The organism is Terriglobia bacterium (genome assembly GCA_032252755.1).
Lineage (GTDB): Bacteria > Acidobacteriota > Terriglobia > Terriglobales > Acidobacteriaceae > JAVUPY01.
Genome location: JAVUPY010000029.1, coordinates 109,743 through 129,763, shown reverse-complemented (window position 1 = coordinate 129,763; position 20,021 = coordinate 109,743). Strand labels below are relative to the sequence as shown.

Here is a 20,021-nt window from a genome sequence, read left to right as displayed (position 1 = left end):
CTTTCGCACGCCGCAGGTTGCATGTACTCGCGCTACAGCTCCGTTACCCTGAAAGTAAAGGGCAGGATGGATCATCCCGCCCTGCTTGACTCAAAAATTTGCAACCGATTACTTCTTCACCGCCGCATACCGTTTATTCACTTCCGCCCAATTCACCACGTTCCACCATGCCTTCAGGTAATCCCCACGGCGGTTCTGATACTTCAGGTAGTACGCGTGCTCCCAAACGTCATTGCCCATAATCGGGTGCAGCCCCTGCGACATCGGATTGTCCTGGTTCGGCGTCGAGAGCACCTGCAGGCCGCCGTTACCCAGCGCCAGCCACGCCCAGCCGCTGCCGAACTGCTTCAACCCGGCGTCATTGAACTTCTCCTGGAACTGTGCGAAGTCGCCGAACGTGCTCTTGATCGCGTCCGCGATCGCGCCCGTCGGTGCTCCGCCCGCGTTCGGCCCCATGATCGCCCAGAACATCGAGTGGTTCACATGACCGCCGCCATTGTTGCGAACTGCCGTGCGCACCGCATCGGGCACAGCGTTCAAATTCCGCAGAATGTCTTCCGCGCTCTTTCCCTGCAACTCCGGCGCCTTCTCCAGCGCCGCATTCAAATTCGTTACGTAGGCCACATGATGTTTATCGTGATGCAGGTGCATCGTCTGTGAATCGATGTGGGGCTCCAACGCTTCATAAGCGTACGGCAAAGGTGGGACTTCGAATGCCATTTTCTCTTTATCCTCCAGTCAAACTGATGCTCTCATAACCCCCGGGGTTCGAAAATTTGTTACAACAGGGTTCTCAGGGTGAGACGTCAGTTCGAAACAACAAGATGCGTGACGTAATTTTCATCTGACGTATATCGATCGGAGCTTTTCGAAACTGTGGTCTTCCTGCCTCCGTTGCTTTCTCGCACAAGAAAACGGCCCCGGATTCCTTCCAGGGCCAACCGCCAAACTACTAGCTATTCTTTACTCGCTACACGCTTGCTACTACATTCCTGCTTTCTTCTCATGACTCATGCGGTCGCACTTGCCACCGCAGCAGCCGCCTTTCGCCATCTTTCCGTCCTTCATTCCCTTGCAGCACGACATCTTTCCATCCTTGCCCATGGACATCTTTCCATCCTTGTCGCGCATGCAGGCCATGCCGGACATGCCTTGCATTTTTCCGTCTTTGCCCTGGCAGCAGCACTGGGCGCCTTCCTTGCATTCTTTGCAGTCCTTGCAACCGTTCTTGCAGCAGGCTTCGCACTTGGCTTTATCGGCGCAGCATGCACAGGTTTTGGTATCGGCCTTGGGAGCGGCCGGAGCCGCGGTCTGCGCCATCAGCGACAGCGCGAATACTACAAGCATCATTACAACCAGGATCTTCTTCATTTTGTCCTCTTACAATTTCGTTGGGGGCGCGTAAGCACCGTTGCGTCATCCTGACCGAGGGCTTTAGCCCGAGCGAAGGACTATTTGTTTCTCTTAGCCGCGCTAGCGGAGACACCAGTGCGCCCTAAATCCGCAGATCCGTTTTCAATTGCAGGACAGGTTTTTCAGACCGCAATCCCGGTCGTGTCCGCCGCTCAGGTCCTAGCCTCGGAGAGAGAAGAGAGGAGACATTCGTGGCCATGACCTGAACGGCGAACTCCGGGTCGCCGGACGGGGGTTCCGGCTTCATCGCGCGCCTTGAATCCGGCTCGCGTTCGATAATTGCGCAACAATTGGTTGCCGCCATGCTGCACTGGTTCGGCAGAATGCCTTTGTGCATGAGGCAAAGGGGAGCGGGCGGCGCGGAATTTTGGGGGGTGGGTACGGATTCCTTATGGCAGCACGAATGTTTTCCGGGGGAGGAGTGCATGCCATGACAGTCGGTCTTCGGCGTCGCGAGGCGGCATTCTGCTGCCATCAGCGGAACCATCGGCCAGGCCATCCCGGTCCATATGAGGACAAGGGTCAAGGTGAAGAGATGGCCGAGTCGCCGTGTCAACGAAGTCCGATCTGGAAATCCGTAGCCCACGAGCGGCATTATTATGGACAAACAGGTCAAGAGTCTGTGACGCAAATCACTGTTTTACGGCTCCAGATCACAAAACCGTTCGGCCAAAACCCGCGATGGATCATGTTTCTGACGTTTTCTGCGCATACTCCAAGGATCCTTCGCCCTGCTATTCTTCGCGCAGCGTCTTCAAGGGGTCCACTCTCGTCGCCCGATACGCCGGCAGGATACTGGCGAACAGACCCACGCTGACCAGGATTACGGATACGGTGACGAAGGTAGTGATATCGGTCGCTTTCACCCCGAACACGAGCGTGCTCAACACGCGGCTCAGTGCCAGCGCCGCTGCCAGGCCAATCACGACTCCCAGCAGGGTTGGCCTCAAGCCTTCCACGACGATCATGCGCAGAACATCTTCAATCTGCGCTCCGAGCGCCATCCGTACCCCGATTTCGCGAACCCGTCGGCGAACCGCGTACGCCAGCACGCCGTAGATGCCCACGGCGGCCAGGAACAAAGCCAGTCCCGCAAAGGTCGCCAGCAGGATCATGTTGAACCGCTGCGGCGCAATGGATTCGCTGACCCAATCATCCATGGTCTTGACGTCGAGGATGGGCGTGTTCGCCGAGACCGCATGAACCGCCGCGCGGATTGCTCCGGTTGCGTCAGCGGGATTCATCCCCGTACGCACCGCCATTTGCAGCGGGAATGAATGAAACTTGCCGACGTGCTCGGCGGCCCAGCCCATCTGAGATATCGGGTAGTAGAGCATGGACTCCGGGGCCTTCGAATCGAGCCCCTCATCTTTCACATTACCGACAACGCCTACAACTTCCCGCATCTTGTCGGACGAGAACGTGAGTGCCAGCCGCTTTCCGATCGGGTTCTCGTTCGGCCAGAACTGCCGCGCCATCGCCTCACTGATAATCACCACTTGGCTGGATTTGCCCGTATCGGACTCACTGAACACTCGGCCGCGAATCAGCGGAATGCGCATTGCTTCAAAAAACCCGGGAGAAACGATGCGCACGGCCACCTCCGGTTGGTGCGACATGTCCACCGACGGCTGTCCCTCAACCGCGACCGGCTGTATCGATCCCCCACCGGTTAAGGGCAGCGTGTCGGTTACCCCTGCCGCTTTTACGCCCGGCAACGCCCGAACGCGACGCAGGACTTCGTCCAGGAACATCGATTCCTGCTCCGGTGTGGAGTAATCGGTGGCCGCAACGCCCACGCTCATCGTGATTACATGATCCGGGTCGAAGCCGGGATTGACTCCACGCAGGTTCCACAAGGTGCGAATCAGCAGTCCTGCTCCCACCAGGAGCACCAGAGACAGCGCGACTTCCACGACCACAAGTGCATTCCGCGTGCGCCTTCCGCCCGAGGCCGCATCCGTCCGCCCGCCCTGTTTCAACGCATCCTGCGGATCGGCTTTCGACATTCGCCACGCTGGCCATGCACCCGCAACGATCCCGGTCAGCACCGCAATCGCGAAGGTGAACCCGAGCACCGTCGCGTCTACCCTGATTTCTCCGACGCGCGGCAGATTGGAGCCGAAGAAGTCGACCACGATTTTCGTTCCGTACTGCGCCACAATCAGTCCCAGCGCGCCGCCCGCAACGGACATCAGGATCGCCTCGGTCAGCACATGCGCCATGACCCGCCTGCGGTTCGCTCCCAATGCCGTACGGATAGCGATTTCTTTCCGCCGGTCCAGTGTCTTGGCAAGGATCAGGTTCGCCATATTCGCGCAGGCGATCAGCAGCACGAACACTACCGCTCCCAGCAATATGAACAGCGGCTCGCGTACCTCGCCCACGGTGTCCTCGCGCAACCCGATCACCTTCGCACCCCACCCCGCATCGTCTGCCGGATACTGCTGCGCCAACCGTGCGGCGATTGTGCTCAAGTTCGCTTGTGCCTGTGCGAGGGACACTCCCGCTTTCAGCCGGGCGACTGCCAGAAAATGATGCTCACCGCGCACCGCTTTTTCAGCCGGGTCCCATACCAGCGGCGTCCAGAACGTCGCCCAATCCGGCTTATCGAAACTCGCAGGCATGACGCCGACTACCGTATAGGCCTGGCCGTTCAACTCGATATTCTTCCCGACAATCTCGCGGTTGCCGCCGAGGTCGCTCTTCCACAGCTTATGAGAAAGCACAATGACGTGCTCGTGTCCGGGCTGTTCATCGCCCGGCAGGAGCGTGCGTCCAAGAAGCGGCTGGACCTCGAGCGTGGGGAAAAAGGTCGTCTCCACCCGTGAACCGCGCAGCACTTTGGGATCGCCCGAGCCGGTCATGCGTAAGCTGGTGAATGAGTAAATCGCGGAACTCTCGAAAACGGTGTTTTGCCGTTCCCAATCAAGGTAGTTCGCGGCCGACAACGAGAACGTGTCCATGCCGGGGAACTGCCTGGCCGGCGGTACGTGATAGAGCTGCACGAGGCGGTCGGGATGACCGTAGGGCAGGGGACGCAACAATACCCCGTTCACGATGCTGAAAATCGCCGTGTTGGCGCCGATCCCCAGCGCCAGCACGATCAGCGCTGCCAGAGTGAATCCCGGCGTCTTCCAAAGCCGCCTGAGCGCCTGCTTTAGTTCCTTCCAGAAATCAGTCATCGACTATGCTCCCCACACGGATCAGCGCTGAGTGTCGAGTCCTCTAATGCATCTGACGTGCCACTGCACGTTCCGCAAACGCCTGATTAAGAGAGGAAAATCGGCCTTGCAATGCCCCAACTGTCCGCATTCGCGCGAGCCTGTCCAGAAGTGAACAGAGCCGGGAACCTTTTCTCAGCGCAGTAAAAGCAAGGTAGGGAAGTCCGTAGGAGCTGCAATCATCCACCAGCAACCAACAACCAGCCACTGGCCACCAGTCACCGCTTCATCAAAGCTTCTCTCGTCTCTCCCAACGTGAACTGCAGAGATTCCCGCGGCACGCTCTCAACGAAGCCTTTGATCAGCCATCCCAGGCCAGTGGGGATATCCCGCGAGAGCGACACCGCCTCGCATTGGATGTAGACGCCGCCGTCGCGTTCTTCTTCGCGCCAGTAGGTATAAAGCCGCCACATGAAGCCATTGCCATCGTCGACGGGTTTGGCGTGCTCGGTTTTCTCGCCCGGGTCTTCGATCTCCTGGATCCGCGTGCTGTACACGGTGCTGCGTTCGCGTGTCGGACTCAGGCTCTCATAATGCACGTCGTAGTCAGTATCCATCACGACCGTGATGACCTTCTTGTCCTTCACCCGGTAGTAAATCTTGAAATCGTTGCCATTACGGCTGAGCAATTTCGATCGCGTTACCCGTGGGCTGTAAAACTCTGCGTGGTGGTCGTAGTCCTGCTGCAGTGCTAGAGCCTTATTCAGCGTCGTTCCCGGAATGAACACAATCCCCATCCAGTGATGGATCATGCCGTCGGGAACCTCAATCTCTTTGCCGTTCTCCAGCGTCCGCTCCCGCGTGATCACGACCTCACCGTTTTTCAACCGCGCCAGCACGGCATTTCGCTGTGCCTCCGGCAAGGCATCGATCGCCAAAAACGGCTTTCCCGGCCCCGACTCGTTCTTGATCCGCGTTTCTGTCAATTGAATGTACTTATCGAAAGCAGCTTTGGTCTTCGGCTTGAGTTCGTTAGCGTTTGAACTGATACCGAAAACTACAATGAGAGAAATGGAAAGAATATGTCGGAGATTCATGAACGATTCCTTCGCCAGGAGGAACTCTCTACAAACCATTAGTGAATGATAGTTCCTGCACGCGCAAAGGGCCGAACGACGTAGAGCGGCCTTCCAATAAGGCTTGAAGCGTCAACGGGACCAAAGGTGCGACTATCGAGACTTACATCTCGATTATCGCCCACAATGAAAAGCTTGCCATCAGGGACTCTGACGGGCCCGAAATTGGCCACCTCTGGAGCAGGAACCTGCTGGCCCATGGTGTGAATCACATAGGGTTCCGAAAGTTCCTTGCCACCTACCAATAAGGCCTTATCGCGCCCGCTAACAGTACAACCCCCTGTGCAGATAATCCTCTTCACGATCAGAAGATTCCCACGCCGAAAGATTGCTACGTCACCTGCGGTGGGTTTATGTAAGCGATAAAAGTGCTTATCAACGATGAGGTGATCCCCCAGCTGGATCGAAGGTTCCATCGATGTTGAAGGTATCGAAAATAACTGTAGTCCGTTAGCTCTAACCAGCGCGTTCGTGTACAGGCTCGTCGCCAAAAACCCGAGGACAAATGCGGCAGGAAGCCACCACGCAGAGAGCTTATCTGTGGCTGGACTCTTGGACCTCATAACATCCCACGAGGCCGTCACGCAGAGTCCAATAAGAAGCCAGACGGATGAGATCAGACCAGAGTAGGTACCCGGCACACGAAGTGCGAAATATACAACCACGTACGACAGACCTGCGATTGCAAACCAAAATCCTCTTCTCCGTTCACCCAGAATCCACTGCCCAAGTCCAGGAAGGATTACGGACAGGGCAGCTGCCAGAAGCCGTCTGCGGGTAGCGGTCCGGTTGCTTGTTGCAGAGGAAGGCCGAACGTCAACTGGACCAGCCTGCTTGTCACTGTTCTCCAAGAGATCCCCTTAAGCATTACTGGTAAGCAGAAAGATGGTAAGGAAAGAATGCGATCAACTCCAAATAAATTCCTTTGCCGTCGCCGTTTTTACGGTTAGTTGTCCTCGGAGAACGGAGAACGGAGAACGGAGAACGACCAGCGATCCACCGCTTTTCCACACTTGCACCAAAAATATGTAATTGATTCTTCTCTTGACACTCACTACTCTCGCCTTTGCATTTTTTCCAGCCTATCGGACTTCGTGGCCCCGCAGTCGTGCCGAAACTGCAAGCCCGAAAATCAGGTGAGTGGCGAATCCAGAAAGCCCAGAACCCAGCCAGAATCTGAGCTTTACGGGTCGCTCCGCTCGGTCCCGAAAGGGAACCGACCCGGTGGAATGCTTGGACTCAAGGGAGTACAATACAAGATATTGCGGTACCCCCTTGACACGCACAACGAATGGGCGTACTTTTCGCATCCCAAGGTTGTTTTACGGGAGCAGCCAAACGAGCCAGATCATCCATTAACCAGACGGTAAACAGGATGGCAGGCGAGGGTTGGCAGTTCGGGGAAGTCACGGATTTGGGCTTGCCCGAACTTGAGCGACGGCAGAGGTGACCGAAGCTCCGGGGGACGAGAAGAATTCTCCCTGCACGACCAAATCTCAGACCCGGCGGCTGAACTGTCCGGATCGGTAGTGTTCCTTCAATCATAGATTCTTCGTCCGGAGTCGTAATGCGGTGGCGCCGGCCGAAGACGCAAGGGCTCCCAGGGCAGCCAGAACGCCTGGGCGGGACTGGTCGGAAAAATACCGTTCAGTCTCTGACGGGGAGTCTTTTCCTCAAAACGCCTTCAGGCGCCTTGAGGATAGCCGGGCGAAACACGGCAACGGTGCATGGGCAAACGTCCGCGTTGGAGAGAGCGCGGACAGGGCTAAACGCCAACGAATTCAGAGGAGCAGAGATGGCCGAAGTTACGAACAAGACCACGAGCGAGGCAGCAACAACTGCACAGCCAGTAACCACCACACCGAAGAAGAAGGCTCCCGGCCTGACTTTCAAGCGGTTCTACACCAAGGCCGGCATCTCGCCCTACGACGAGATCGAGTGGGAGTATCGCACCGCCAGCATCACCGACGCCAAAGGTAACGTCATCTTCGAACAAAAAGACGTCGAGAGCCCGAAGGACTGGTCGATGACCGCCATCAACATCGTCGCCAGCAAGTACCTTCACGGACAGATCGGCACTCCCGAGCGCGAGTCTGGCGTTCGCGCCCTGGTCGATCGCGTGGTCGCGACCATCACTCGCTGGGGCACGACCGGCGGATACTTCCGCTCCACCGAAGATGCCAACATCTTCCACGACGAACTGGCCTATCTGCTCCTCCACCAGTACGCCGCCTTCAACTCTCCGGTATGGTTCAACGTAGGCTGCGACCGCATCGAGCCCAACTCCGACGCCACCAACTGGCACTGGAACCCGCAAGCCCAGCGCGTCGAGTTCGGCGTAACCGGCTATTCCTATCCGCAATGTTCCGCCTGCTTCATCAACTCCGTGCACGACTCGCTCGACTCCATCCTCACTCTCGCCAAGACCGAGGGCATGCTCTTCAAGTGGGGATCGGGCACCGGCACCAATCTCTCTCCGTTGCGCTCCTCCACCGAGCAGCTTTCCGGCGGCGGCACCGCCAGTGGCCCCCTCAGCTTCATGAAAGGCTTCGACGCCTTCGCCGGAGTCATCAAGTCCGGCGGCAAGACCCGTCGCGCCGCCAAGATGGTCATCCTCAACATCGACCATCCCGACATCGTCGACTTCATCGACTGCAAGGCGAAGGAAGAGGCCAAGGCCTGGTGCCTCGTGCAGTCCGGCTACGACGGATCGGGTCCCGACTCCGAAGCTTACAGCTCCATCTTTTTCCAGAACGCCAACAACTCCGTCCGCGTCACCGACGAGTTCATGCACGCCGTCGTACGCGACGCCGAGTTCTCCACCAAGTCGGTGAAGGACCCGCGTCCCATCAACACCTACAAGTCGCGCGACCTGCTCCGCAAGATCGCCGAAGCCACCTGGCAATGCGGCGACCCCGGCATGCAGTACGACACCACCGTCAACCGTTGGCACACTTCCAAGAACACCGCGCGCATCAACGCCTCCAACCCCTGCTCCGAGTACATGTTCCTCGACGACTCGGCCTGCAACCTCGCGTCGCTGAACCTCATGAAGTTCGCGCCCACCGGAACCTTCGACGTCGACTCCTACCGCCACGCCTGCGACATCATCATCACCGCGCAGGAAATCCTCGTCGACAACTCCGGCTACCCCACCGAGATGATCTCGCGCAACTCGCACGACTATCGTCCGCTCGGTCTGGGCTACGCCAACCTCGGCGCGCTGCTGATGGCCGCCGGCCTGCCCTATGACAGCGATGCCGGCCGCGACTACGCTGCCTGCCTCACCGCCATCATGTGCGGCGAAGCCTACTTGCAGTCCTCGCGCATCGCCGAACTCTGCCAGCCGCTAGCGCCCGCCACCGAGACCACGACGAAGTACCACGCCGAGCACGAGTCGCAGATCACCGGCGCCGCCTGCCCCGGCTACTACGTCAACCGCGAACCCTTCCTCGACGTCATCCGCATGCACCGCGCCTCGGTCAACAACATCTCCAAGGCCAACGTGCCTCCGTCGTTGCTCGAGGCCTCGCGCCAGTGCTGGGACGAAGCTCTTTCCCACGGCGAGAAGCACGGCTACCGCAACTCGCAGGTCACCGTACTCGCGCCCACCGGAACCATCGGCTTCATGATGGATTGCGACACCACCGGCGTGGAGCCCGACCTCGCCCTCGTCAAGTTCAAGAAGCTGGTTGGCGGCGGCATGATCAAGATCGTGAACAACACGGTCCCGGCCGCGCTCTTCAAACTCGGCTACACCGGCGACCAGACTAACGCCATCGTCAGCTACATCGACGCCACCGGAACTATCGAAGGCGCGCCGCACATCAAGGACGAGCATCTCGCCGTCTTCGATTGCGCCTTCAAGCCCGGCAAGGGCACGCGTTCCATCCATTACATGGGACACCTCAAGATGATGGCTGCCGTCCAGCCCTTCATCTCCGGCGCCATCTCCAAGACCATCAACATGCCGGAAGCGGCTTCGGTCGAGGAGATCATGGACGCCTACGTCGAAGCCTGGAAGCAGGGCCTCAAGGCCGTCGCCATCTACCGCGACGGCTCCAAGAAGAACCAGGTGCTCAACACCAAGAAGGACGAGGAGAAGAAGAAGGAATCCGTCGCCGTCATCGAAGAAGAGGATCCCACCGGACCGCCGCGCGCCCGTCGCAACAAGCTCCCCGAGGAGCGCCTGTCGATCACGCACAAGTTCAACATCGGCGGCCACGAAGGCTACATCACCGTCGGCCTCTACAAGAACGGAATGCCCGGCGAGATCTTCATCACCATGGCCAAGGAAGGCTCCACCGTCAGCGGCCTCATGGACAGCTTCGCCTGCGCCGTGTCGATCTCCTTGCAGCACGGCGTTCCGCTCAAGCTGCTCTGCGAGAAGTTCGCGCACACCCGCTTCGAACCCAGCGGCTGGAGCCACAACTCCGAGATCGGCTACGCCAAGTCGATCATGGATTACATCTTCCGCTGGCTCGAACTCCGCTTCCTCACCGGGCAGCAGCAGTCGCTCTTCGACGACCTGCGCCCAACCTATCCCGGCGAAGTTCGCCCGCCGAAGGCTGGCAACGGCAACGTCCCCGAAATGGGCGACCCGCTGCCCGAGCCTCCGCGCTCGAACCACGAATACCCGGGCGGCAGTGCAACCCGTCACCAGCACTCGGCCGACGCCCTGAAGGAACTCATCGACTTCGGCGATGACGCCCCTTCCTGCCACGTCTGCGGAGCCATCATGACCCGCAACGGCAGCTGCTACCGCTGCATGTCCTGCGGTTCGACTAGCGGGTGCTCGTAAACAAGCAGCGCTTTTCACAATCCCCCCGGCCGAAGTGGCCGGGGTTTTTCTTTGTCCCGGTTTTGTCGAACGCCTCGATCTATGAAGAACGTGGCTCCAAGAAAGTAGCCCCGCACGTAAGTGCGGGGAACCCGATGCTGGCCACCCCCGCGTCGTCTGTGAGAAAGTAGCCCCGCACGTAAGTGTGGGGAACCCGATCTCTTCAGTTTCCCAAGTCGCGCGAATGCGCGACGCCAGATCCCATTTCGGGAATGTGTGTGTGAAAACGCTAACTCTTGGTTACGACCTGCGCCTACTCTCGATCCATGCACTCCATCATCTGCAATCGCGTCCACATCGTCTTCGGAACCGCCGAACGTCGCGCCCTCATCCCAGACAACCTTCAAGAGCGCTTGTGGGCATACATCGGCGGAGTGGCGAGAAACCTCGACGCTGTTGCGATGGCGGTTGGCGGTACCGCGGATCACGTTCACATACTTCTCGCGCTGCCCGGTAACAAATCTCTTTCCGAACTGGTCCAGAAAATCAAAGCGAACTCCTCACGATGGATCTCAGAAGAAGGGAAGATCCCTTTGTTTTCTTGGCAGAAGGGTTACGGCGCGTTCAGCGTCGGAGCCACAGCGATGAAACCCACGATCGATTACATTCTGGGGCAGCGCGACCATCATCGCCGCGCGAATTTCCTTGAAGAATGGCAGCGAATCCTGACGCAGCACGGAGTCGATCGCGTCCTGGCACCGCCCTATCAGGAGTGAAAACTGGAATTCTTACGTCGCGCATCTGCGCGACTCGGAATTTGAAAACGGGCCGTTGACCCCGCACTCACGTGCGGGGCTACTTTCTCGGAGCACAGCTGTGAACAGAAAGCTGCTTCGAAAATTTGACCGGGGAAGCTGCTTTGACAATGTGACCGAGGAAGCTGCTTTGAGAATGTGACCGAGGAAGCTGCTTTGAAAATGTGACCGAGGAAGCTGCTTTGAGAATGTGAGCAAAAATGCTCCCGGAACGTAGCCCCGCACGTAAGTGCGGGGAAAGCAACGGCAATCACCCTCTCGAGTCGCGCGAAGCGCGACGGCAGATTCCATTTCGTGAACGTGCGGATCTCTCCGCATTTGCTTCAAGAACGTAGCCCCGCACGTAAGTGCGGGGAAGCATGCAATCCAAATTCCGAGTCGCGCGAACGCGCGACGGCACACTCCCTGGGCTGGATTCACCTGATAACCGCGGTGCGCACAAATTCACTCGCATAAGAAAGTCGAAGCCAATAGAATTGTCGCGAAACCGGCTACAGCAGGGCTTCCCCCCTGCAGCAACGCGGACACTAAGCCCCGCAAAACAATCCGATTCCGTAGAACGGCGCGTTCATTTTCCACATGAACGCGCCAAGTTACTGGGCCGAACCAAGGGAACAAATGAAACTTGGCGCGCAGCGCCATAAAACTTAGATCGACGTACCGCGAACACAGGAGAAGCACGGGACGCCGTGCTTCTCCTGTATTTTGGAGCGAACATGCGAAGAAGAGACGTGCATACAACACCGAACCCAACCGGAAACGGCTGGGTTAATGAAGTTAACGGCAAGGTAGTTTCACACCATCAACGGCAGGATACGGCGATTGATCGAGGTCGCGAAATCGCGATTGATCACCATGCTGAACACGTCATTCACGGACGGAACGGACAAATCCGCGATAGCAATAGCTACGGGAATGATCCGTGCCCGCCGAGGGATAAACGATAGTCGATTAGCCCCGGGCGTAACGTCCGGGGCTTCTGTTCTGAATTCGTAACAATTTGAGGATTTTGAATGCAGCATCGTGAAATTCAGCTACTTTCGATAGGGCCGGAGCGCTCAGATGATCGAGGAACATGTCTAAACAACGTATCATTCGTGATCCAATCCATAATTTCATCGTCCTGAACGATCTGGAGATGGCGATCATCTCCAGTGCTCCATTTCAACGTCTCCGAAGAATTAGGCAACTCGCACTGACGAATCTTGTATATCCGGGTGCAGAGCATTCGCGATTTTGCACATTCGATTGGAGTGATGGAATTTGCAAGTAAAGTGTTCGATTCTCTTCTCGCGAAACACCGGGATGAACTCGGTTGGCCTGCCGATAGAATCAACCGGAACAAGCAACTTCTCAGGCTTGCAGCGTTATTGCACGACACGGGGCATCCCCCTTTCTCTCATGGATCTGAGGAGGTGGTTCCGGGCGGAGATCATGAAGAGTTCTCAAAGAAGGTCATGTTGGCAGATCCGGTCGGCTCGATTTTGGATGAATTCAAGAGTAGTCACGGGATAGACAGAAACGACGTAGCCGAGTTCTTTTCCGCAGAGAACATTGATCCGGACATTGCATTCCTTAGAGAAATATTCAGTGGGGAAATGGATGCGGACAAGCTCGATTACTTGTTGAGAGATTCACACTATACAGGGGTTCATTACGGCCGCTTCGATCATGAGAGACTCGTCCGAGGATTGTGCCTAATACCGGATAAGAATGAAAAATTCGGCAACTACATCATGGCCGTGGAAAGCGGTGGGCTTCACGCTCTCGAAGGACTCGTGCTTGCACGGTATTTCATGTTTACTCAAGTCTACTTTCACAGAGTTAGACGAGCGTTCGATCACCATCTAGTAGCGTTTCTCACCAAGAATGTCGGGAGATACCCCGAAGACCTGGATAAATACTTAGCCATAGATGATGATTTTGTAATCAACCTTCTTAAGGACAAAGTGGCAACTGATGAGCACGCTAACGCAATTATCAATCGACGGCCTTACAAAGAGGCATTTACCACTTCAGAACACGTCACAGAAGAAGAAAGAATTCGATTCTTTTGGCTCTGGTCCGAACTGCAATCGAAGTTTTCCGGTCTGGATAAGTTCATCGACAATGCCGAGAAAGCACCTCACAAATTTGAAAAAGTGGGAACTTTTGTGCTGAGTCGCTCAACTGGTGAACCAGTCTTAGTTGTAAACGAATCTGGAATCATTAAGAACCTGCAAAATATCGAGCAGTACCGGATTTTTGTTCCTGCTAAATATCGGGATGAGGTTCGGGATTATTGCCGCGATTTTTCACAGAATCACACAACAAAGCACTTGAAAGCTATGAAATAGCGACTTATGATACTTTCCTCTCCTGAAGGGAGTACCCCAGATATGCCAGACCTATTGAATAGACCACAAGATGTTGGGGTGATCATTGGAGTGATCACTAAGGCAACAGAGCGGGTTCCCCAGCTCGGAAAGACTCAGTTTCAGAAGTTGGTCTATTTTCTTCAGGAATCCGGGGTGCCGCTCGGATTTAAGTATGTCATTTATCACTACGGACCATACAGTTTTGACCTCTCAAATGCGATGGACACTCTCGATACGCTCAAGGTCATCAACATCGATACGGACGAGGCTGGATACGGCTTTCACATAAGGGCGGGACAATTCTCGAACAATTTCCCGCCGTCGGCTGAGTATGCAGGGAAGATTGACGAGATGCTTGCGAAGCTAGGGAATTTAAGACCAGCGGAGTTGGAAGTCAAGGCCACCTTGCATTTTGTGAAGAAGGTGTTAGAGAAGAAAGGAAGAACTGATCGGTCAGCAGTAGTGGAAAAAGTGAAGGCGCTGAAACCGAGGTTTGAGACAGAGTTCATCGAAGCATGCTATGACAGCATGACTGACGCCGGACTGATCAATTAGCCGTTGGAACAAGGTCCATCAAGCGGCGCCCCTGGCGGGCGCCGTCGCTTTTCCCTAGTCATTACCACTCGCCATCGTTCCACCGAGCCAGCCCATTTCCTTATCACAGACTTTCCCCTTGCGCGGCGAGACAATTGCTCCCCGTAATTGCGTGTCCTCTTCGTCTGCGTACCCGTCGTACGGATATTCGTCAAATTCATAAGGAGATCCCATGAGAAAACTCTTGGTGCTGTTGTTTTTGCTGCCGATTCTCGGATGGGCTCAGAGTTCATTCGACGGCACATGGAAAATTGACCTCAACCAGGTCAAAGCCCCCGATAAACCCGAAATCTTTGTTCTCGAAAAGGATATGTACCACTGCCAATCCTGCGTCCCGCCCATAATGATCAAGGCCGATGGCGAGCAGCAGAAACTGACCGGCCATCCCTCCATGGATACCCTCGCCGTGAAGGTCGTCGATGACCATCACATCCAGCAGTCGTGGACGAAGAACGGCAAACCCGGCGGCACCGCCAACTACATGGTCTCGACCGACGGCAAGTCCATGAACGTCGATTGGCTCGATACCAGCCAGCCCAGCGGAAAACCAATCAGTGGAAAGACCACCATGACTCGCGTCGCGGAAGGCCCCAAGGGAGCCCACCTTGTCTCCGGCTCCTGGAAGGCCGAAAAGTTCAGCGACGTCTCCGAGGAAGGGCTCCTCTTCACCTACAAGAGCACACCCGATGGCATGAGCATGTCGACACCCGGCGGCCAGTCCTATACCGCCAGCTTTGACGGCAAGGACGCGCCCTATGTCGGCGATCCCGGCGTGACCACCATCTCCCTCAAGAAACTTGGCGACAATAGCTTCGAAGAAACCCAAAAACGTGACGGAAAGATCATCAGCGTCGCCACGATCACCCGTGAAGGCGATACCCTGAAATATGAAATCAACGACAAACTCCATGGAACCACCATGCAGTTCGTCGCCAACAAGCTCTCGGCCCAGGAAGCCGAAAAGTAGCCACTACCCAAATCGTACGCGCCCATGGGTCCGTGTCCAGATACGTGCCCCACATCTGCCGCCGTCAGCAGATGTGGGCACCATTCCCGACGCCTCCTCCGGGACGATCTCTCGCCGGTGTTCCGCGGTCAGAAGCTCCTCAACAGAAACTCCCTCGCGTTCCCCAGCACCTTTTTCCGCATCGCGGGATCGGGAAGCAGACGGGCGATCTGGATGGCCCCGATCATGGTCGAGAAGATTACGAAGAACGCCCGTTCTTTATCCTCACCTCGTCGACCCGGCATAAACGGAGTCATTCGGCTCTTGTAGTTCACCAGTTCCGCGACGACTCGAGGCTTCATCCTCCTGTCCACGCGCGCCAATTCCGGCGCAAGCGCCGCCATCGGACAACCAGTCTCGACCCGATCGCAGTACTCGAGGCTGAGATACGTTCTAACGATCCTCTTCCACGCCTCTCCCGCATGCGACTGTGCAGCAGCGCACTCCAGGTTGTCGATGATCTCCCCGAAAGCCTCGTGCATCGATTCCACGAGCAGCTCATCCTTGCTCTCGAAGTGCTTGTAGAAGCCCCCGTGAGTCAGGCCGGTGTCCCGCATAACCGTGGCCACCGCCGCGCCGGTTAAGCCCTCCGCGCGAACGCGCCGTGACGCATCTTTCACGATCTTCCGGTGGGTTTCGAGTTTATGTTCCGGTCCGTAGCGCATAGCTAATTATAGGATGCTACCCATCATCTATCGACCCACCACGCTCTTCCAAAGGCGAAATAAACCTGAATCCATAGGATGATGAATATAATCCTATGACCTGTAAGAGCCGCGTGTCGGCCCGACCATCACTCGATCAGGAGATATTTATGTCACCCCAACTCATCTTCTTCGCCAGCGTCGCATTCAGCTTCATCGCGTGGGGAATCGTCGCCAGCCGCTACATCTGGCCGAAGCTCCGCGACCTCGATCGGACCGAAGCTTTACGCCCGATTCTCATGCTTCACAGCTTCCGCTTCTTCGGACTGGTGTTCCTCGTCCCCGGTGTCGTTTCCCCCGAACTGCCTGCTGCCTTTGCGCGTCCCACGGCCTATGGAGACTTCATCGCGGCGATCCTCGCTCTGTTGGCGCTTTTCACGCTGTCCTCCGGAGTTGGCTCCGCCATGACCTGGATATTCAATCTCTGGGGCGCGGCCGATCTCTTGAACGCCTTCTACCAGGGCAATCGCGCCGGACTTCACGCGGGACAACTGGGAGCCACGTATATAATTCCGACGCTCATCGTGCCTCTGCTGCTGATCACTCACGGACTGGCATTCAGGATTCTCCTGCATCGCCAGCACCAATCCGCAATCGTGGAACAGGCTGCGTAAATCCCATTTTGGAACTCGCTCGACTTTTTCCACCGCGGAGTCGTCCGAAACTGTTGACCCTCGATTTACAATAGTCTTGGACAAGGTCCATCGAGCGGCGCCCCCGGCGGGCGCCGTTGCTTTCAGCAGTCGAAGTCCGCAAGTTTTGCGGTTTTTCCCGTTGCCGCTGATCTTCCGGTTCTACGGCTGCCTTTTACGCTCTTTCTCATCCTGGCTTCTTACCCGCCGCCTCGCGGCGGTATGAGTGTCGTTTTGGTATGAGCGTCATTTCGCTGCTGACCGCTTGTTATGCGTCTGCCCGCACCCGTTACCCGGTACCCCCAAGATCACACTTTTTCGTACGCAAAATCCTGAAAACAAACGACATTTTGATATTTTCAGATTTAAATTCTTTCTTTTCAGTGCGCTAACGCGAGAATTTCCGTAACTCGTTGAAAACAGGTCCGGGCAAAACGGGGGGGTGGGGCCTGGAGAACTGCCTGCGCCGGAAGGGCTTGTACCAGCGGAAGTTGAGGCTCGAACCTCCGGAGGTTACCATCGGCGGTGCTATCAGGTACGAAGGTGGTTCTGGAGCATCCGATGTACGAACAGCGAGAATCAAGATTCGAGGCTCTCGTCTACACCGAGAATTCCTCCCTGGCTGCTCGCTGCGCAAAGGCTTTCGCCGAGTTTCCTGCCGATTGGGTCATGTTCTATGACTCGAGCTTCGCCCTGGAATATCTCCGCAAGGAAGAGTTCGACTACCTGATTCTCGATCTCGACTCCGCCGAAAAGGGTTCCATCCTCATCGACACGTTGAACTCCGGCGTGAACCTGCACAGCGTCGTAATGGCAGTCACCTCCGCCCCGGTCGATGCACAGCTCCTGGACCGCTGCTACGCCTCGCGGGTGTTCTATCCGGTTCGTCCAGCGGACATTCAAGAGCAGCTCTATAGGACCGTACCGCTGGCAGAGCGCCTGGCCGCCGAAAGATCCACCGCCCGCTCCTCTGGAGCAGATGATGCCGAGGCGGAAGCAGAACAGCCGGCGATTTCGGCCATGGCTGGAGTTCTCGTGCTCGCTCTGCTCGTCGGAAAAGCTCTTGCCGCATTCTTCCTCGGAGTTTTTCGCATGAAGCATTCGCTGGGGATCCTCGCGCAGGAGAGAATCGCTTCCTTGCTGGCATCCTCCGGAAGCGTGTGGTTCGTCCAGGAGATGACGAAGAACTTCCGAGGACTCGAGTTTGTCGATCCACCTTCTGCCGGCCCAAGCTACCTCATCGCGCTGGGATTGTTGCTTTGGCTCTGCGCGAAGCACAGAAGACTATCCAAATCGCAAACGGCAGGTGTTCTCGCTCGGGAATTAACGTAAGTCTCTGAAAAGAGGACCCGAAAACACAGGCGTGAGGATTTCCTCTATCCCAGTGCTTGTAATTGCTCTATAGCAGTGGTATCAATGCAACTGAGGCCGTCAATCGGCTCGGCACCCCGAGACATAATCATGCCTGTAGCAGCAACTGGAAGCCGCACTGGCCGGAGCGGCGCCACGACGCCGGCCTATCGCCGCATCCAGAGCGAGATCCTGCAACGGATTGAAAACGGCGACTTGAAGATGGGCGACTCGGTCGCATCCGAACGCATGCTGGCAAAAGCGCATGGCGTGAGCCTGATGACCGCTCGCCAGGCGCTCGTGGGCCTGGAACGCGAAGGCCTGGTCGAGCGCCGGCGTGGTGCCGGAACCTTCGTTGCGCCTCCGAAAATCCATTTCAACAAGCTGATGAGCTTTACCGAGCAGCTCACTGGGCGCAGTTTGAACCCGACATCGAAGGTTCTCTCCCACAAAGTCGTCGCGGATGAGCCGGAAGTTGCAGCGCGGCTCTCGCTGCCATTTAACGCGCCGCTGATCAAACTGGAGCGATTGCGCCTCGGCTCTGGAGAGCCGTTCGCAATAGAAACCTGTTATCTCGCAGCAGAGAGCTTTCCCGAACTTACGCGAGCGGCGTTGGAGCGCGGTTCGTTGTTCTCGCTACTGGAACGCGAGTATGGAGTTGAGATTGCGCATGCCGATGAGGAGGTGGATGCGACGGTTGCCGATGCGTACCTGGCGCGCGTGCTCGCCGTCAATCCAGGTCATCCGTTGCTTCGTATACGGCAGACGATTTTCTCGGGTCGCGGAACGCCGACGGTGTGCGTACTCGGACTCTATCGGGCAGATCGCCACGTGCTGCGGATTCGTCGCTACCGCTAGCGAGACTACGGAATTATATCTTCGGCGCTGAGCGCCGGTACGAACGGAAATGAAAACGAATGTCGACACGCGAATTTTCGCACCACATGTTGAAGGAGATTTTCGAGAACCCTGCGGCTGTACGGCAGACGATCGCCGGGCGCGTTTCGCCGGATGATGAGGTTGTTCTCGAAGGTCTGCACCTGGAGTCGTCGGTGTTGCGAGAGTTGCGCGACATCGTCATTCTCGCTTCGGGCACCAGCCGTCACGCCGGCTTGATGGCGAAGATAATGATTGAGAAGCTGGCGAGTTTGCCCGTCACGGTCGACTACGCCAGCGAATTCGAGTACAGCGATGCGACGGAGTGCAAGAACGGCGAACTCGCTATCTTCATTACTCAATCTGGTGAGACGGCAGACACGCTGGCAGCGTTGCGAAGAGCCGCGTCGTGCGGTGCACGCACGCTTGCCATAGTCAACGTGGAAGGGTCGTCGCTGGCGCGTGCGGCAGAGAGCGTTCTCTATACCCACGCCGGGAAGGAAATCGCCGTCGCGTCGACCAAGACCTTCACGGCACAGATGGCAGCATGCCTGCTGCTGGCGATCCATCTCGGGAGGGTTCGCGGCACCATGAATCGCGAGCGGGAGCGCGAACTGCTGTCAGCGTTGCGCGCCGTTCCCGAAAAGGTTGAGGCGGTTCTCGCGGCCGATTCCGCCTGCCAGTCGCTCGCGGAAAAATACGCGATTGCGGCGGATTTCCTGTTCCTGGGCCGCAGCATTCATTTCCCAGTTGCTGCCGACGGCGCGCTGAAGCTCAAGGAAACTTCGTACATACACGCCGAGGCTTATCCCACTGGCGAGATCAAGCACGGCCCTTACGCTCTCATCGATGGAACTATGCCGGTCGTCTTCATTGCGACTCGCGACGGCAATGATTCAGGTTCAGCGCGGCGCTATGACATGACCGTCCAGAACATGCGCGATGTCAAGGAGCGCGGAGCTCGCGTGATTGCGATCGTCAGCGACGCCGCCGAAGAGGTACACGCGCTCACGAAGGATGTGATAACAGTCCCCAGCGCGCCGGAACTGCTGCTTCCGCTCGTCGAAATTGTTCCGCTGCAGTTGTTTGCTTATCACGTCGCGCGACTGCGCGGTGTTGACGTGGACAGACCTCGCAATCTCGTGAAGGCTGTGACCCGGGAGTAATGGCCGAAGTTTCACTGTTCGTTTTCGG

Annotated in this window: 16 protein-coding genes; 10 read left to right on the top strand and 6 right to left on the bottom strand. The window is 57.0% G+C overall.

Features of this window, described 5'->3' with window-relative positions:
• Nucleotides 1–108 precede the first annotated feature (108 nt).
• The 4 genes from ROO76_07535 to ROO76_07520 all read right to left on the bottom strand — a co-directional run bounded on the left by ROO76_07535 (nt 109) and on the right by ROO76_07520 (nt 5,674).
• The gene (locus ROO76_07535; protein MDT8068006.1) at nt 109–720 is read right to left on the bottom strand and encodes a superoxide dismutase; all 612 of its coding nucleotides are present in this window, start codon (nt 718–720) and stop codon (nt 109–111) included.
• 264 nt (nt 721–984) lie between these two features.
• Complete coding sequence (locus ROO76_07530) at nt 985–1,371, bottom strand: hypothetical protein (GenBank protein MDT8068005.1); 387 nt, start codon at nt 1,369–1,371, stop codon at nt 985–987.
• A 776-nt stretch (nt 1,372–2,147) separates the two neighbouring features.
• Entirely contained in the window at nt 2,148–4,598 is a 2,451-nt protein-coding gene (locus tag ROO76_07525; protein MDT8068004.1) for an ABC transporter permease, read from the bottom strand.
• A gap of 257 nt (nt 4,599–4,855) precedes the next feature.
• On the bottom strand, nt 4,856–5,674 hold the full coding sequence (locus ROO76_07520) for a hypothetical protein (GenBank protein ID MDT8068003.1): 819 nt from the start codon (nt 5,672–5,674) through the stop codon (nt 4,856–4,858).
• 1,834 nt (nt 5,675–7,508) lie between these two features.
• Between ROO76_07520 and ROO76_07515 the strand changes: the two genes are divergently transcribed.
• The 5 genes from ROO76_07515 (at nt 7,509) to ROO76_07495 (ending at nt 14,220) form a co-directional block, all read left to right on the top strand.
• A complete protein-coding gene (locus ROO76_07515) occupies nt 7,509–10,514 on the top strand; it encodes a vitamin B12-dependent ribonucleotide reductase (protein ID MDT8068002.1) in 3,006 nt (1,001 codons plus the stop codon).
• 305 nt (nt 10,515–10,819) lie between these two features.
• Nucleotides 10,820–11,269 carry an IS200/IS605 family transposase gene (tnpA, locus tag ROO76_07510; protein ID MDT8068001.1) on the top strand — a complete coding sequence of 150 codons (450 nt, stop codon included), beginning with the start codon at nt 10,820–10,822 and terminating at the stop codon, nt 11,267–11,269.
• A gap of 755 nt (nt 11,270–12,024) precedes the next feature.
• Nucleotides 12,025–12,255 (top strand): DUF2188 domain-containing protein, encoded by a 231-nt coding sequence (locus ROO76_07505; protein ID MDT8068000.1) that lies wholly within the window; start codon nt 12,025–12,027, stop codon nt 12,253–12,255.
• 270 nt (nt 12,256–12,525) lie between these two features.
• A complete protein-coding gene (locus ROO76_07500) occupies nt 12,526–13,644 on the top strand; it encodes an HD domain-containing protein (protein MDT8067999.1) in 1,119 nt (372 codons plus the stop codon).
• Between the two features lie 42 nt (nt 13,645–13,686).
• Nucleotides 13,687–14,220 carry a hypothetical protein gene (locus ROO76_07495; protein MDT8067998.1) on the top strand — a complete coding sequence of 178 codons (534 nt, stop codon included), beginning with the start codon at nt 13,687–13,689 and terminating at the stop codon, nt 14,218–14,220.
• A gap of 54 nt (nt 14,221–14,274) precedes the next feature.
• On the opposite strand, the gene ROO76_07490 is transcribed toward ROO76_07495, so the two are convergent.
• The gene (locus tag ROO76_07490) at nt 14,275–14,433 is read right to left on the bottom strand and encodes a hypothetical protein (protein MDT8067997.1); all 159 of its coding nucleotides are present in this window, start codon (nt 14,431–14,433) and stop codon (nt 14,275–14,277) included.
• Between ROO76_07490 and ROO76_07485 the strand changes: the two genes are divergently transcribed.
• The gene (locus ROO76_07485; protein ID MDT8067996.1) at nt 14,432–15,226 is read left to right on the top strand and encodes a hypothetical protein; all 795 of its coding nucleotides are present in this window, start codon (nt 14,432–14,434) and stop codon (nt 15,224–15,226) included. The genes ROO76_07490 and ROO76_07485 overlap by 2 nt on opposite strands.
• A gap of 128 nt (nt 15,227–15,354) precedes the next feature.
• On the opposite strand, the gene ROO76_07480 is transcribed toward ROO76_07485, so the two are convergent.
• On the bottom strand, nt 15,355–15,930 hold the full coding sequence (locus ROO76_07480) for a TetR/AcrR family transcriptional regulator (protein MDT8067995.1): 576 nt from the start codon (nt 15,928–15,930) through the stop codon (nt 15,355–15,357).
• A gap of 149 nt (nt 15,931–16,079) precedes the next feature.
• Here ROO76_07480 and ROO76_07475 point away from each other — a divergent pair, with 149 nt between their 5' ends.
• The 4 genes from ROO76_07475 to ROO76_07460 all read left to right on the top strand — a co-directional run bounded on the left by ROO76_07475 (nt 16,080) and on the right by ROO76_07460 (nt 19,993).
• Nucleotides 16,080–16,583 (top strand): hypothetical protein, encoded by a 504-nt coding sequence (locus ROO76_07475; GenBank protein ID MDT8067994.1) that lies wholly within the window; start codon nt 16,080–16,082, stop codon nt 16,581–16,583.
• A gap of 579 nt (nt 16,584–17,162) precedes the next feature.
• Nucleotides 17,163–17,933, top strand: a complete 771-nt coding sequence (locus tag ROO76_07470) for a hypothetical protein (GenBank protein ID MDT8067993.1) — start codon at nt 17,163–17,165, stop codon at nt 17,931–17,933.
• Between the two features lie 129 nt (nt 17,934–18,062).
• Nucleotides 18,063–18,809, top strand: a complete 747-nt coding sequence (locus tag ROO76_07465) for a GntR family transcriptional regulator (protein MDT8067992.1) — start codon at nt 18,063–18,065, stop codon at nt 18,807–18,809.
• A gap of 59 nt (nt 18,810–18,868) precedes the next feature.
• Nucleotides 18,869–19,993, top strand: a complete 1,125-nt coding sequence (locus ROO76_07460) for an isomerizing glutamine--fructose-6-phosphate transaminase (protein ID MDT8067991.1) — start codon at nt 18,869–18,871, stop codon at nt 19,991–19,993.
• The last annotated feature ends 28 nt before the right edge of the window (nt 19,994–20,021 follow it).